The following is a 13550-nucleotide window of genomic DNA, read 5'->3' as shown; positions in this document are numbered from 1 at the left end:
GTCCTGAAGGAGGAAACGGGCGATTCTCACGATGCTTCGTCTCTCACGGTGCCTCGTCGAAGGGGTGCTTGAGCCGGGTGCCCGGAGGCAGGTCGCGGCGGACGAACCACTCGGTGCCGAAGACCAGCCGGTAGAGCGGCCCGGGGATCTTCAGCAGGACGGCCAGCGTCCTGTCGCCGTCGCCGCCGCTGGCCTGCGAGGCGTGGGCGGTCATGCTGGCCCTCTTCTGCCGGGCGAACTTCCTGACGTTGACCCGGTGGGTGATCTGGTCGCCCGCGGTGTAGGCGCTCTCGAAGGTCCTGAGGTCGAACTCGGGAGGGAAGGTGTAGACCTTGCCGGCCAGCCGCAGCGCCCGAAGGAGCGGGTCCCTGTTGACGGTGGCCTCCAGCACGATGGGCGTGCCCGCGATCTGCGCGGCCCGCCTGCCCACCCGGTGCACCTGCACGTGGTCGGGATGGCCGTAGCCGCCGGCCGGGTCGTAGATCGACAGCAGGTCGGCCTTCTCCTCCTCCAGCACGGCGGCCAGTGCCTCGGCGGCCGCCTCGGAGTCGGCGTCGATGAAGGCGTTGTCAGGGCGTTCCTCGGCGATGCCGCCCGTGGGGCTCAGCCCCGAGTCGCCGTAGCCGAGGCACACCACGCGGGCGCAGCCGAGCACCGCGGCGGACTCGTACAGCTCCTTGATCCGCCTCTCGCCGAGCGCCTCGCCCTTCTCGGTGTCGGCCAGGCCGCGCTCTCCGGCGGTGGCCACGACCAGCACCACCCGGTGGCCCTCGGCCGCGAGCATCGCCATCGTGCCCGCCGTCAGGAGGGCCTCGTCGTCGGGGTGTGCGTGGAAGAACACAGCGGTACGTGGTGGCACAAGGTCAGATTAGTGTGGGACGGGTGCGGATCCTTCACGTCAGCGACTGTTACCTTCCACGGCTCGGGGGCATCGAGGTGCAGGTCGCGGACCTCGTCAGGATGCAGCGCGAGGCCGGCGACACCGTCGAGGTGGCCACCGCGACCAGGGGGGAGGCGCTTCCCGGCGTCCACAGGATCGTCGCGAGGATGCCGTTCGACCTGCCCGTGCACCCTCGAGGTGTGGGCAAGCTCACCAGGCTCATGACGGCGAGCCGGCCGGACGTGGTGCACGTGCACGCCGGCGCCGTCTCGCCGTTCGCGTGGATGGGGGTGCGCGCGGCCGTCAGGGCGGGGCTGCCCGTCGTGGTGACGGTGCACAGCATGTGGGACCCGGCCACGCGCGCCCTCTACACCGCGCTCAGGTTCGTCTTCGAGTGGCACCGGTGGGGGCTGGTCGCCACCACCGTCAGCAACGCCGCAGCCGCCCCGATCCGCGCGGTCGCGGGGTGGGGCACGCCGGTCCACGTCGTCTCCAACGGGCTCGACGTCTCGGGCTGGCGCCCCGTGGGCGCCGGCCCGCCGCAGGACGGCGAGGTGCACATCGTGGCGGTCGGCAGGTTCGCGCCCCGCAAGCAGCCCGTCCGCCTGCTGAGGCTGCTGCGGGAGGCGCGCGCCAGGGTGCCCGCCCACGTCCCGATGCGGGCCACGGTCATCGGCGAGGGCCCGGCGCGCGGCTCCATGGAGCGTTTCCTCGCCGCGAACGGCATGAACACCTGGGTCTCGCTGCCCGGTCGCCACACCCGCGCGCAGATCGCCAAGGTGCTCGCCTCGGCCGACCTGTTCATCGCCCCCGCGCCCCGCGAGTCGTTCGGGATCGCCGCCCTGGAGGCGCGGGCGGCGGGCCTGCCCGTGGTGGCGCGCAGCCAGAGCGGCGTGGCCGACTTCGTCAAGCACGGCAAGGAAGGGCTGCTCGGCCGCTCCTTCGACGACCTGGTGTCGGCCGTGGTCCGCCTGTCGACCGACACCTCGCTGCGCGAGTCCATCGCCGAGCACAACCGCTCCACGCCGCCCACGGCCGGATCGTGGCCGCTGATCCTGGAGGGTTTCGAGCGCTGCTACTCGTCGGCCATCGGCTGAGTGCCGTCCGTCTTGCGCAGTACGACGAAGCCGTTGCGCTCGAAGACCTTCTCGTAGCCCGACGACAGCAGCAGCGCGACGCGCTCGGCCTGGGCGGCGGGGGAGCCGTGGGGATACTCCCAGCGGGCCACGTCGGCCACCACCCACGGCGCCCAGCGGGGCTGGTGGTCCCACAGCAGGACGGTGGCCCGCGAGGTCAGGGCGGGGCCGAGCGAGTTGGCGGCCTCGACGACCACGCCCGAGGGCACCCGGGAGACGGCCTCGGCGGCGGCCCGCACGTGTTCGGGGTCGGCGCGGTAGAAGGCCGGACGGGCGAGCTGGTCCAGGGCGAAGCGGGGGACCAGGGTGAGAGCGACGGCGGCGACGCCGACCGACCACGCGAGTTTCAGCGCGTCCGGGCCCTTGATCCAGCGCAGCAGCCGGGAGAGCCCGTCGACGCCGGCGCAGAAGAGGATGATCACGGTGAAGGCGCTGTACTGGAAGTCGGCCTGCCACCACGGCGACCTGTCGGACAGCATGCGTTCGAGGATGTGCGGCAGCGCCATGAGCGAGATCGGCGACAGCAGGCACAGCATGAGCGTCGGCCAGGCCAGCAGGAGGAGCGTGTCGACCTTGGCCTCCTCGCTGAACGGCAGAGCCAGCGTGCCGAGCGGGTCGCCCAGCATGTGCAGCAGGGCGCTCGGCACGTCGGGCCCCAGGTGCCCGTAGGCCCAGAAGTCGCCGGTGTCGCCGCCGACCAGCCGGATCAGCACGCCGCGCACCAGCACGGTCCAGGCCAGGCCGACCGTGACGCACAGCAGGCCGCGCAGCCGGTCGCCGAGCACCACCAGGCACAGGCCGGCGCCGATGGCCACCAGGCCCATGTCCTCCTTGACCAGCAGGAGGGCGAGCAGCGCCAGGAACGCGGGCAGCGGCCGGCCCGCGTGGTAGCGCTCGATCATGATCGCGGTCAGCAGCGGGACGAACATCACCTCGTGCGCGTCGAACGCGGCGGCCTGGGCGATCGGCCACGACACGGCGTAGGCGAAGGCGACGAGGTAGGCGGGAACCGTCCCGAGGACCCTGCGGGTGAACATCCACAGGAAGGGGATGGCGGCGGCGAACAGGACGGCCTGGGCGACGATCAGCGTGGCCGGGCCGTCATGGATCCAGTACAGCGGCGCCAGCAGCGCGTAGATCGGCGAGAAGTGGTCGGCGAGCTGCAGGTAGTCGAGGCCGCGGCCGTGGAAGCTGCCCACCGCGGGGATGTACGGCGGGCCGAGACGGGAGTAGCCGCGCACCGCCTGGTCCACGATGACCAGGTCGAACGTGGTGGCGTGGAAGGTGGCGAGCCTGACCAGTCCGAGCAGGGAGTAGGCGGCGGCCGCGGCAGCGCAGAGCAGGGACAGCCACAGGCGGGGAGAGGTCGTCAGGCGCACAAGGGACAGCACAGCGGACAAGGGTAGACAAGCAGGGCACCGGACCGCGGCCGCCGCGCCGCACTGCCCCCCGCAGGCGGTGCGGCGGCCGGGAGTTTCATCAGGAGCAGGCGCTCTGGATCTTGGTGCTGAAGCCGTTGATCTTGGTGGTGAACTCGGTGAGCTTCGAGGCGTCCTGGAGCCCCTTGATGCTGTCGAAGCTGGAGGCCAGGTCGTTGAGGGCCGACGCGAGTTCGCCGTCGTACTTGGCCGCGAGCGCCTTGGTCTTGTCGGCGGCCTCGGTGGACGCCTTCTCCATGGCGGCCGGGTCGGTGACGGCCTTGGCGAGGCTGCCGGACCACTCGTTCATGATCTTGGTGGCCTCGTTCGACGCCGTGGTGCAGTCCACGGCGGTGCCCACGGCGCCGCAGGCGGTGAGCCCCGCGAGGGTCAGCGTGGCCGCGGAAACGGTGATGGCCCGCTTGAGGAAACGCATTCTGTGCCCTTCGTTGGATGACCAGCAGAAGGGACATTATGGGGGCAGACTTGATATTCACTTACATCGCGCTTACATCACCCGTCACACCGACTTACCACCATGGCTGGACGCCGTGACATGGCGGTCATTCCCCCTCGCCCTCGTGCCGGCCGCGCTGACCGCGACCGCCACGCGCGACCCGCTCGCGATCGGCGTCGGGCGCGCGCATCCGTCGATCGGTCATCGGATCGCACGGGGGGTCAGAGACGGGGGGTCAGAAGGGGAGGGGCCTGCCGGAGGGAGTGCGCAGGTCGAGGGGGAGGGGGCGGCGTGGGGGCCGCGGCCGGGGGACCAGCTGGAGCTTCTTCACCTAGTGGAATCCTTCCAGTGGGACGTACCACTGTATTACCCGATGATCAGGTGTAACTCACCCTCTCGCGGTAACGTCACAGGTATGGCGTTCGTGCACCCGGCGTTCTTCTACGAGGACGACCGGGAGTACCTCTCGGGCACCGTACCGTTCATCCGCGCTGGGCTGGCGGCCGGTGAGCCGGTCGCGGTCTCCGTACCGGGCCCCAACCTCGAGCTGATCAGGGACGAGCTGGGCGACGAGGCGCAGCGGGTGCGCATGCTGGACATGACCGTCGTGGGGCGCAATCCGGGCCGGATCATTCCCGGAGTGCTGCGCGAGTTCGCCGACCACTATCCGGACCGGCACGTACGGATCGTCGGCGAGCCCATCTGGGCGGGCCGCACCGGCACCGAGTACCCCGCCTGCGCCCAGCACGAGGCGCTGATCAACCTGGCCTTCCAGGGGCGCCGCGCCACCATCGTCTGCCCCTACGACGCCAAGCGGCTCGAGCCCGAGATCCTCGACGACGCCGCGCTCACCCACCCCCTGCTCCAGGACGCCGAGGGGGAGCGGGCGAGCACCGCCTACGCTCCCATGCGCGTGATCGAGGGCTACAACGTGCCGCTCTACGAGCCGCCCGCCGCCGTCGCGCTCAGCTTCGACAGCACCAACCTGGGCCAGGTACGGCACCTGGCCAACGAGTGGGCGACGGCGGCCGGCCTGACCGGCACCCGCCTCGACGACGTCCAGCTGACGGTCTCCGAGCTGGGCGCCAACAGTCTCGACCACGGGGGCGGCGCGGGCGTGCTGCGGCTGTGGCACGAAGAGGGCCGCATGGTCTGCGAGGTCAGCGACGCGGGGCACATCACCGACCCGCTCGCCGGCCGGCGGCCCGTGGATCCCCGCACCCCCGGCTCGCGCGGCCTGCTGATCGTCAACCTGCTCAGCGACCTGGTCCGCATCCACACGCGCGAGGGCGCGACCGTGGTACGCGCCTATTTCGACCGGCCGGGGTGACCTGGTAGGGCGGCGGCATGATCCTGCTGCGCTCCATGCGAGGACGCGCGACCGACGAGCCGCACCGCGTCGCCACCCCGCTGGAGCTGTTCTTCGACCTGTTCTTCGTCGTCGCGGTCTCCTTCGCGGTCAGCGAGCTGGCGCACGCGCTGTCGGCCGGGCACCTGGGCGAGGCGCTCACCGGCTACGTGACGGCGTTCTTCGCCATCTGGTGGGCGTGGATGAACTTCACCTGGTTCGCCTCCGCCTACGACACCGACGACTGGGTCTACCGCGTCATGACGCTGGTGCAGATGTCGGGCGTGCTGGTGCTGGCGGCCGGTGTACCGGCGGCCTTCGAGCGGCACGACTACCGGATCGTCTGGTTCGGCTATCTGATCATGCGGGCGGCCATGGCCTGCCAGTGGCTGCGCGCGGCCGCCGGCGACCGTCCGCACCGGCGGGCGGCGCGGCGCTACGCGCTCGGCATCAGCCTGGCGATGGTCTACTGGGCCGTCCTGTTCGTGACGCCCGCGACGCTGGTGCTGCCGGTGTTCGCGCTCGGTGTGGTGATCGAGCTGGCCGTACCGGTGTGGGGCGAGCGGGGGACCCGCACCTCCTGGCACCCGCACCACATCGCCGAGCGCTACGGCCTGTTCACCATCATCATGATGGGTGAGAACGTCCTGGGTGCCACCGTCTCGGTGCAGAACGCGCTGTCCCACGAGGGCGCCAAGCCGTCGCTGATCGTGGTGGCCGCCGCCGCGCTGGTGATCGTCTTCTCGCTGTGGTGGATCTACTTCGAGCCCGAGACCCACGAGATCCTCACCTCCAGCAAGGCGGCGCTCCGCTGGGGCTACGGCCACTATGTGATCTTCGCCTCGGTGGGGGCCGTCGGCGGGGGCATCGAGGTGATGGTCGCCTACGTCACCGGCGAGAGCGCGCTGACCCGCACGCAGGCCGGCCTGGCGATGGCCGTCCCCGTCGCGATCTTCCTGATCGCGGTGTGGGCGCTGCACATCCGCCCGCACCGCTACGGCCGCGCCGACAGCGCCGCGTTCCTCCTGGCCGCGGTCCTGGTGCTCCTGGCCGCGGCCACCCCCGTCGCCGTGCCGCTGATCGCGGCCGTCACGGCCGGGCTGGTGGCGGCGACGAGCCTGATCAGGCGGGCAGCGTGGCCCGGACGGTGAACCCGCCGCCGGGCACCGGACGAGCCTCCAGCCGCCCGTCGAACAGCGCCACCCGCTCCCGCATGCCGATGAGCCCCTGGCCGGGCCCGCGCCGCTCGGGCGGCTCGTGACCCGGCGCCGGCCCCTCGTCGGTGACCTCGATGGCCAGCTCCCCGCGCCGGTGCGCGACCGCGACCAGCACCCTGGTCGGTCCGGCGTGCTTGAGCGTGTTGGTCAGCGCCTCCTGGATGATCCGGTAGGCCGACAGCTCGAGCCCCGCCGACAGCGGCACCTGCGCGCCGCGCACGTCGAGCTTCACGTCGAGGCCCGCCACGCGAACCTGCTCCACCAGCTCCTCCAGCCGGGCGAGGCTGGGCTGCGGGACGTTGACCGCGCTCTCGGGGCCCGACCGCAGCACGTCCAGCATGCGTCGCAGTTCGTGGACGGCCTCGCGACCGGCCTCCTCGACGGCCGTCAGCGCCTCCCGCTCGCGCGCCTGCTCCTCGAGCAGGCGGCGGCGTACCGCACCCGACTGCATCACCATGACGCTGACGCTGTGGGCGACGATGTCGTGCAGCTCGCGGGCGATCCTGTTGCGCTCCTCGTTGACCGCCTCCCTGGCCAGCAGGGCCCCGCGCTCCTGTGCCTGGGCGGCGACCTCCCGGTAACGCTGGACCGCCACGCCCGCTCCCGCCGCCACGCCGGTCATCACCAGGGCGATGGCCACATCGCCTGGACCGACGGGCGCGGTGTCGGCGAAGACCATGAGGCTGAGGAAGCCGAGCGCCAGCGCGAGCGCCGCGGGCGCGCGCCAGTTCGCGCGCGGGACCTCCGCCATCACGGTGAAGAGCAGCACCAGCTCCACGTAGAACTGCCAGGCGCCGAGCATCTCCTGTGACAGCGGGATGGCCAGGCCGCCGGCCACGCTGTAGACGGCCAGCGAGGTGAACGGGATGCGGCGCCGTACGGCCACCAGGACCGCGCTCGCGAGGGCGAGCCCGATCCACAGCGCCGGGTGGGTGCGGTCGGGCTCGCCGGTACGGCCGCCGATCTCCTCGGCCAGCGAGAACACGGCCACAATGGCGGCGATCGCCCAGTCGAGCCTCATGGGTCCCGACTGTAAGGCGCTGCTCAAGGGGCCGACATCACCCGCTAGACGGACATTAGTTCTCTACCGATGACATATCGGCATAACGGGCGCCCTCGACGGCCTCCGCCAGACCGGACAGCGCGTCGATCTGGCCGGCGGTGAGCGTGACGGCCGCCGCCGCGGCGTTCTCCTCCAGATACCTCAGCCGCTTGGTGCCGGGGATGGGGATGACGTCCTCGCCCTGGGCCAGCAGCCAGGCGAGCGAGAGCTGCGCGGGCGTGCAGCCCACCTCGGCGGCGACCGCGGCGACGCGCTCGACCAGCCGCGCGTTGTGCGCGGCGGCCTCGCCCGAGGTCCTGGGGTTGACCCTGCGGAAGTCGTCGGCGGCGAGCTGGTCGGCGGGCGGCAGCGCGCCGCTCAGCAGGCCGCGGCTGATGGGGGAGTAGGCCACCAGCTTGACGCCCAGCTCGCGCGCGGTGGGCAGGATCTCCGCCTCGATGCCCCTGGTGAACAGGGAGTACTCGCTCTGCAGGGCGTGGATCGGGTGCGTGGCGTGCGCCCTGCGCAGGGTGTCGGCCGTCACCTCCGACAGGCCCAGACGGCGCACCTTGCCCTGCTCGACCAGCTCCGCCATGGCGCCGACCGACTCCTCGATCGGGACGTCCGGGTGACGGCGGTGCATGTAGTAGAGGTCGATGTGGTCGACTCCGAGACGCCGCAGCGACGCGTCGCAGGCCTGGCGGATGTAGGCGGGGGTGTTGTCGATGCTGCGTGTGCCGCCCTCGCGCCTGACGCCGAACTTGGTGCCGAGGAACACCTCGTCGCGGCGGCCTTTGATGGCTCGGCCGACGAGCTCCTCGTTGTGCCCCGTGCCGTACATGTCGGCGGTGTCGAGAAAGTTCACGTCAAGGTCGAGGGCGCGGTGGATGACGGCGATCGACTCGTCGTCGTCGGCCGTGCCGTAGAACTCGGACATGCCCATGCAGCCGAGCCCGATCCTGGAGGTCATGTCATCTCCTGGTAGAGGTTGATCTTGTAGTCCAGGACCTTGAGGCCCTGGGTCAGCTCGGCGATCCGGGAGTCGACGCCGTCATGACTCCAGGGTCGCCCTTGGAGTGCGCTCGAAGTCAAACCGCCGGTGGCGGGCTGTACCCACCCTGAGGGGGCGGACCCTACCCAGGGTCGCCTCGCACCAGGTCATCGGGGTGATGCGGGAAATGATCCTCCCTCGGTCGTAAGGGTCGGTTCAGGGGCCGCGTGGGGCCGATCTCCGATACTCGGCGGAGCCGTGTTCCGCGAGCGTAAAGGGCATGAAGGGATTGCTCATCGGTGGATTCGCGGCGCTCGGCACGGGCGCCGGCGCGATGCTCACGCTGCAGACCGAGGCCGGGCTCGACCCGATGCACACCTTGATCAGCGAGTACGCCTTCCATCCGATCGGGTGGCTGCTCCCCGCGTCGCTGACGCTGTTCGCCGTGGGGGCGGCCTTCGTCGCCGCCGCGCTGCGCAGGTCGGGCGCCGACCGCAGGGTCGTGGCCCTGGTGGCGGCATGGGGCGTGTGCATGTTCCTCATCGGGGTCTTCCCGACCGACCGGCCGGGACTGCCGCTGTCCCTGTCCGGCGGGATCCACCGCTACGCGGGATTCGTCGCCTTCCTCGTGATGCCGGCGGCGGGCCTGCTGCTGGCCAGGGCCAAGGTGTGCTACCCGCGGGCGATGAAGGCGCTCAGCGGCGTCGCGCTGGCCGCGCTGGTGCTGGTCGTCATCCCCTACGTGGTCAGGACGCTCGGGATCCCGCTGAGCAACGCCGAGATCCCCGCCGGGCTCACCCAGCGGCTCGTGGTGGTCTCCGAGGTCGGCCTGCTGCTGCTCCTGAGCCTCCACCTGGTACGGCTGCCGCACGCGACCGGCCACCGCGCTCACCGGCTGGTGTCCGTCCAGCACGCCGCTCCGGCGGCGCCGGCTCCCGTCCAGACGTCGCGGTCGCTGGCCGCGTAGGTGGTCAGCGCTCCCACGGGGGTGTCTCCCCCATCGAGGCGTAGTACTTGGCGAGGTGTGACTTGACCCGGTCCACCTCGCCCTTCGGTATCTTCACCCCGCCCCTGGCACCCTGGACGACGGCGCCGGCCGCCATGACCGCCCTGGGGACGGCCTTCAGCGAACCGCCGATGACGTCGGCGACGGGCAGCTTGTAGGCGCCGAACTCGTCGGCGTTGTCCCCGTCGTACCAGACGAAGGCCTGGCGGTACTGCGCGTTCGGCTCGTCCTCGGCCTTCGCCCAGGCGCGGACGCGCTTGTCGGCCTCGTCGGCGTCCCATTCCCGGTCGCGGTCGGCGAGGGGGAGGTCGCGGAACTGTGTCACGGTCATGGAGGTCGCCTACCCCCCGACCACGCCTGAAACGAACGCCCGCCGTGCGCGTGAAAGGGGGAGCGCGGGATAGGAGGAGTGGAGATCCACATGGGGAGGAGACGGACATGACCATTCTGGTGGCCTACGACGGTTCGGACGACGCCAAGGCGGCCATCGCCTACGCGGGCAGCCTGCTGAAGGGGCAGCGAGTCGTCGTGCTCAGCGTGTGGGAACGGCTGGCGCTCGCCTCGATGAGGGGTTCGGCGGGGATGATGGTGCCGATCGACACCACGGCCGAGGACGCGGCGATCCAGGAGGCCACCAGGGAACTGGCCGAGCAGGGGGCGCAACTGGCCAGGCAGGCGGGGCTGGAGGCCACCGCGCGCTGCGAGCCCGACTCGCCGGCGGTGTGGTCGACGATCGTGGACGTGGCGCAGGAACTGGACGCCATGTTGATCGTGACCGGGACCAGGGGGCTGGGCGGGGTGCGGTCGCTGCTGCTGGGCAGCACCTCCGACCGGGTGCTGCACCACGCCGGACGGCCCGTGTTGATCGTTCCGTCCCCGGAGGGCGCGGAGAGCGGCGTGCCGTCGGAGGAGTCCCGGGAGATCGGCGTGCCGTCGGCGGAATCCCCGGAGAGTGGTGTGCCGTCGAAGGAGTCGCCGAAGTCCGGCGTGTCGTCGGCAGAGCCGCCGGGGACCACGGCCTGACCCTGCCCCCCTTCGGGGCGGTGAGAGGCGATGAGGCACAGTGGTTCCCGCCCGGACCTCGGGTGCTGTCGCGGGCTCTGCGGAAGGGACGGCGGATGACGTCAGGACTGGCGCGGCGGCTGGGCACCGGCGACGCGGTCGTCGTGGGGCTCAGCGCCATGATCGGCGCGGGGGTCTTCGCCGCCTTCGCGCCCGCCGCCTCCGCCGCGGGCCCCCTGCTGCTGCTCGCGCTCGCGCTCGCCGCCGTCGTCGCCTACTGCAACGCGACCTCCTCGGCCAGGCTCGCCGCCCGCCACCCCGAGTCCGGCGGCACCTACGTGTACGGCAGGCGGCGGCTCGGCCCGTTCTGGGGATACCTGGCCGGGTGGGGCTTCGTGGTCGGCAAGACGGCGTCGTGCGCGGCGATGGCGCTGACCTTCGGCGCGTACGTCGCGCCCGGCCTGGCCGTCCCGCTGGCGGTCGGCGCGGTGGTGGCATTGACGGCGCTCAACCTCCTCGGCGTCCAGCGCTCGGCCATGGCGGCACGGATCATGGTGGCGCTGGTCCTGGCCGTGCTGGCGGCCGTGGTGGTCGCCGGCCTGACCGGCGGCAAGGCGCCGTCGACCCCGTGGCATGCCGTCCCGCAGGCCCCCGTGGCCCCCTGGGAGGTGCTGCAGGCCGCCGGGCTGCTGTTCTTCGCCTTCGCCGGCTACGCCCGCATCGCCACGCTGGGCGAGGAGGTGCGCGATCCCGAGCGGACCATTCCCAGGGCCGTCCCGATCGCCCTCGGCATCACCCTCGTCGTCTACACGCTCGTCGCGCTGGCCACGTTGCGCGTGCTCGGTCCTGCCAGGCTCGGCACGTCCCACGCCCCGCTGGTCGACACGGTGATCGGGGCGGGCGCCGGATGGCTCGCGCCGGTGGTCAGGGCCGGCGCGGCGGTGGCGGCCCTCGGCGCGCTGCTCGCGCTGATCCTCGGGGTGTCGCGGACCACCTTCGCGATGGCGAGGGAGCGTGACCTGCCCGGATTCCTCGACGCCGTGCACCCCGTGCGGCAGGTGCCGTACCGGGCGGAGCTCGCGGTGGCCGTGGCGGTGATCGTGCTGGTGCTGGCGGTCGACCTGCGGGGAGCCATCGGGTTCTCGTCGTTCGGGGTGCTCGTCTACTACGCGGTGGCCAACGCGGCGGCGCTCACCCTGGCCCGCGACGAGGGCGCGCCGCCGCGGGCGGTACCGGTGGTGGGGCTGGCGCTGTGCGTGGTGCTGGCGGTCACCTTGCCGGCCGCGTCGGTGGCGGCCGGGCTGGCGGTGTTCGCGGCGGGCGGCCTGTGGTGGGTGCTGCGCCGCCGCCCGTGAGCGGCACCTCCTGGCGCGCTGCCGGGACCGTCCGGTGCGCTGCCGGGACGATCTGGTGCGCTGCCGGGGCCACCTGGCGCGCTGCCGGGCCCGCAGGGCACGATAGGGGTGGAATCCCCGTCGATGGTCCGGGCGCACCGCTGAAGCGCCTTCGCATGAACAAGCGTCCCCGCTGTTTCGGCCATCTCACCGTCGCGCCGCTGTGGCCCCTGCACGGTGTCAACCTCGGAACCCTCCTGCGCACCTGCGACGCCGTCGGCGCGTGCATGGCCGTACCGCGGCTGCCGTGGGTGCCCGACGCCCTCGCCAAAGGCAACACGCTGCGCAGCCGTACCTGCGTCCACTGGGTACGGCCGATGCGCTGGCTGACGGAAAGGAAGAGCGACGGAGACGACGTGATCGCCGTCGAACTGGCGGACCGGGCGATCCGCCTGGCCGACCTGCCGGCCGCGCGGCGGCCCACGGTGGTGGTCCTCGGCCACGAGTCGGACGGAGTCCCCGAGGAGGCGCTCGACCTCATGGACGCCGTGGTCGAGATCCCCATGGTCGGCAGGGGCACCAGCCTCAACGTGGCCGTGGCCGGTTCGCTGGTGCTGTACAAGCTGGCCGGGCTGGCATGATGCCGGCGTTGTTCCCCCGGACCCTTTGACGTACGTTGGCGCGGACAGACCAGTCGGTATGGGAGGCTCCGCATGCCCACCGTTCCCACCGTCCGCGGCCAGGTCGACGTCGCCGAGCTCGGCCAGACCCTGATGCACGAGCACATCTTCGCCCTGTCGACCGAGCACAAGGACAACTACGGCGTGGGCGGCTGGTGGGACGAGGAGTTCAGGGTGGCCGACGCGATCGGCAAGCTGAAGGCGGTGGCGGCCAAGGGCGTCCGGACGATCGCCGACCCGACCGTGTGGGGGCTCGGCCGCTACATCCCGCGCATCCAGCGCATCGCCGCGCAGGTGCCCGAGCTCACCATCATCGTCGCCACCGGCCTCTACTTCCACGACCTGCCGCCGCACCCCTACGAGCACCGCGGGCCGGGGCTGCTCATGGACATGCCGGACCCGATGATCGACGACATGGTCCGCGACCTCACCGAGGGCATCGCCGACACCGGGGTCCAGGCCGCGTTCGTCAAGTGCGTGGTCGACAGGCGGGGCCTGACCGAGGGGGTCGAGCGCATGTGCCGCGCCGCCGCCCAGGCACACGTGCGCACCGGCGCGCCCATCACCGTCCACACCGACGCGGCCACCCGGTCGGGACTGCTCGCGCTCGACCTGTTCGCCAAGGAGGGGGTCGACCTGCGCAAGGTGGTCGTCGGGCACGCGGGGGACAGCAACGACCTCGACTACCTGCGCAGGCTCGCCGACACGGGGGCCATCCTGGGCATGGACAGGTTCGGGCTCGACATCTACAACCCGACCGAGCAGCGCGTGGCCACCATCGCCGCGCTGTGCGAGCAGGGGTACGCCGACCGCATGGTGCTCAGTCACGACGCCGCCTGCTTCATGGACCACTTCGCCGGCGACTGGGACGAAGGCGTGCCGCTGGTGGCGCCGAACTGGCGCTACGACCACATCCACGACGACGTGCTGCCCGCGCTGCGCTCGAGCGGCGTGACCCAGGAGCAGATCGACCAGATGCTGGTCGGCACGCCCGCGCGCTACTTCTCCTGACCCGCTCTCCGCGGCTCGCCCCACTCGC

15 protein-coding genes are annotated in these 13550 nt (G+C 71.9%); 8 read left to right on the top strand and 7 right to left on the bottom strand.

Annotated elements, in window-relative coordinates; genetic code table 11:
- Window positions 1–43: 43 nt before the first annotated feature.
- Entirely contained in the window at window positions 44–859 is an 816-nt protein-coding gene (locus ABZX22_RS26040) for a PIG-L family deacetylase (RefSeq protein ID WP_354913565.1), read from the bottom strand.
- A gap of 23 nt (window positions 860–882) precedes the next feature.
- On the opposite strand from ABZX22_RS26040, the gene ABZX22_RS26035 reads away from it, so the two are divergent.
- A complete protein-coding gene (locus ABZX22_RS26035; RefSeq protein ID WP_354913563.1) occupies window positions 883–1977 on the top strand; it encodes a glycosyltransferase family 4 protein in 1095 nt (364 codons plus the stop codon).
- On the opposite strand, the gene ABZX22_RS26030 is transcribed toward ABZX22_RS26035, so the two are convergent.
- Both ABZX22_RS26030 and ABZX22_RS26025 read right to left on the bottom strand, forming a co-directional pair.
- Window positions 1956–3407: a DUF2079 domain-containing protein gene (locus tag ABZX22_RS26030; protein WP_354913561.1), complete on the bottom strand. Its 1452-nt coding sequence runs from the start codon at window positions 3405–3407 to the stop codon at window positions 1956–1958. The two genes, ABZX22_RS26035 and ABZX22_RS26030, sit on opposite strands and share 22 nt — an antisense overlap.
- Window positions 3408–3495: 88 nt before the next feature.
- Window positions 3496–3870: a hypothetical protein gene (locus ABZX22_RS26025; protein ID WP_354913559.1), complete on the bottom strand. Its 375-nt coding sequence runs from the start codon at window positions 3868–3870 to the stop codon at window positions 3496–3498.
- A gap of 436 nt (window positions 3871–4306) precedes the next feature.
- Here ABZX22_RS26025 and ABZX22_RS26020 point away from each other — a divergent pair, with 436 nt between their 5' ends.
- Entirely contained in the window at window positions 4307–5221 is a 915-nt protein-coding gene (locus tag ABZX22_RS26020) for a sensor histidine kinase (protein WP_354913557.1), read from the top strand.
- Window positions 5222–5238: 17 nt separating this feature from the next.
- The gene (locus tag ABZX22_RS26015) at window positions 5239–6390 is read left to right on the top strand and encodes a low temperature requirement protein A (RefSeq protein ID WP_354913555.1); all 1152 of its coding nucleotides are present in this window, start codon (window positions 5239–5241) and stop codon (window positions 6388–6390) included.
- On the opposite strand, the gene ABZX22_RS26010 is transcribed toward ABZX22_RS26015, so the two are convergent.
- The 3 genes from ABZX22_RS26010 to ABZX22_RS26000 are packed head-to-tail and all read right to left on the bottom strand — an operon-like array spanning window position 6362 to window position 8590.
- Complete coding sequence (locus ABZX22_RS26010) at window positions 6362–7477, bottom strand: sensor histidine kinase (protein WP_354913553.1); 1116 nt, start codon at window positions 7475–7477, stop codon at window positions 6362–6364. The two genes, ABZX22_RS26015 and ABZX22_RS26010, sit on opposite strands and share 29 nt — an antisense overlap.
- Before the next feature lie 55 nt (window positions 7478–7532).
- Complete coding sequence (locus ABZX22_RS26005) at window positions 7533–8468, bottom strand: aldo/keto reductase (RefSeq protein ID WP_354913551.1); 936 nt, start codon at window positions 8466–8468, stop codon at window positions 7533–7535.
- On the bottom strand, window positions 8465–8590 hold the full coding sequence (locus ABZX22_RS26000; RefSeq protein WP_354913549.1) for a hypothetical protein: 126 nt from the start codon (window positions 8588–8590) through the stop codon (window positions 8465–8467). Before ABZX22_RS26000 ends, ABZX22_RS26005 begins: the two co-directional genes overlap by 4 nt.
- Before the next feature lie 179 nt (window positions 8591–8769).
- Between ABZX22_RS26000 and ABZX22_RS25995 the strand changes: the two genes are divergently transcribed.
- Entirely contained in the window at window positions 8770–9456 is a 687-nt protein-coding gene (locus ABZX22_RS25995; RefSeq protein ID WP_354913547.1) for a DUF998 domain-containing protein, read from the top strand.
- A 4-nt stretch (window positions 9457–9460) separates the two neighbouring features.
- On the opposite strand, the gene ABZX22_RS25990 is transcribed toward ABZX22_RS25995, so the two are convergent.
- Entirely contained in the window at window positions 9461–9826 is a 366-nt protein-coding gene (locus tag ABZX22_RS25990; RefSeq protein WP_354913545.1) for a hypothetical protein, read from the bottom strand.
- A gap of 107 nt (window positions 9827–9933) precedes the next feature.
- On the opposite strand from ABZX22_RS25990, the gene ABZX22_RS25985 reads away from it, so the two are divergent.
- The 4 genes from ABZX22_RS25985 to ABZX22_RS25970 all read left to right on the top strand — a co-directional run bounded on the left by ABZX22_RS25985 (window position 9934) and on the right by ABZX22_RS25970 (window position 13522).
- A complete protein-coding gene (locus tag ABZX22_RS25985; RefSeq protein WP_354913543.1) occupies window positions 9934–10518 on the top strand; it encodes a universal stress protein in 585 nt (194 codons plus the stop codon).
- A 95-nt stretch (window positions 10519–10613) separates the two neighbouring features.
- Window positions 10614–11852, top strand: coding sequence for an APC family permease (locus ABZX22_RS25980; RefSeq protein WP_354913541.1), 1239 nt, complete (start codon window positions 10614–10616; stop codon window positions 11850–11852).
- A gap of 155 nt (window positions 11853–12007) precedes the next feature.
- Entirely contained in the window at window positions 12008–12472 is a 465-nt protein-coding gene (locus tag ABZX22_RS25975; RefSeq protein ID WP_354913539.1) for a TrmH family RNA methyltransferase, read from the top strand.
- A gap of 72 nt (window positions 12473–12544) precedes the next feature.
- Window positions 12545–13522 (top strand): phosphotriesterase-related protein, encoded by a 978-nt coding sequence (locus ABZX22_RS25970; protein WP_354913538.1) that lies wholly within the window; start codon window positions 12545–12547, stop codon window positions 13520–13522.
- The last annotated feature ends 28 nt before the right edge of the window (window positions 13523–13550 follow it).

This window comes from Nonomuraea sp. NPDC003804, from assembly GCF_040610675.1.
Taxonomy (GTDB): domain Bacteria; phylum Actinomycetota; class Actinomycetes; order Streptosporangiales; family Streptosporangiaceae; genus Nonomuraea.
The sequence above is the reverse complement of the archived record's forward strand: the minus strand, read 5'-3'. Positions and strand labels throughout refer to the sequence as shown.

Bases quoted from the DNA above. Each gene is read 5' to 3' on its own strand.
- ABZX22_RS26025 (WP_354913559.1), bottom strand. From the start codon at position 3,870: ATGCGTTTCCTCAAGCGGGCCATCACCGTTTCCGCGGCCACGCTGACC.
- ABZX22_RS26020 (WP_354913557.1), top strand. From the start codon at position 4,307: ATGGCGTTCGTGCACCCGGCGTTCTTCTACGAGGACGACCGGGAGTAC.
- ABZX22_RS26015 (WP_354913555.1), top strand. From the start codon at position 5,239: ATGATCCTGCTGCGCTCCATGCGAGGACGCGCGACCGACGAGCCGCAC.
- ABZX22_RS26010 (WP_354913553.1), bottom strand. From the start codon at position 7,477: ATGAGGCTCGACTGGGCGATCGCCGCCATTGTGGCCGTGTTCTCGCTG.
- ABZX22_RS26005 (WP_354913551.1), bottom strand. From the start codon at position 8,468: ATGACCTCCAGGATCGGGCTCGGCTGCATGGGCATGTCCGAGTTCTAC.
- ABZX22_RS25995 (WP_354913547.1), top strand. From the start codon at position 8,770: ATGAAGGGATTGCTCATCGGTGGATTCGCGGCGCTCGGCACGGGCGCC.
- ABZX22_RS25990 (WP_354913545.1), bottom strand. From the start codon at position 9,826: ATGACCGTGACACAGTTCCGCGACCTCCCCCTCGCCGACCGCGACCGG.
- ABZX22_RS25985 (WP_354913543.1), top strand. From the start codon at position 9,934: ATGACCATTCTGGTGGCCTACGACGGTTCGGACGACGCCAAGGCGGCC.
- ABZX22_RS25980 (WP_354913541.1), top strand. From the start codon at position 10,614: ATGACGTCAGGACTGGCGCGGCGGCTGGGCACCGGCGACGCGGTCGTC.
- ABZX22_RS25975 (WP_354913539.1), top strand. From the start codon at position 12,008: ATGAACAAGCGTCCCCGCTGTTTCGGCCATCTCACCGTCGCGCCGCTG.
- ABZX22_RS25970 (WP_354913538.1), top strand. From the start codon at position 12,545: ATGCCCACCGTTCCCACCGTCCGCGGCCAGGTCGACGTCGCCGAGCTC.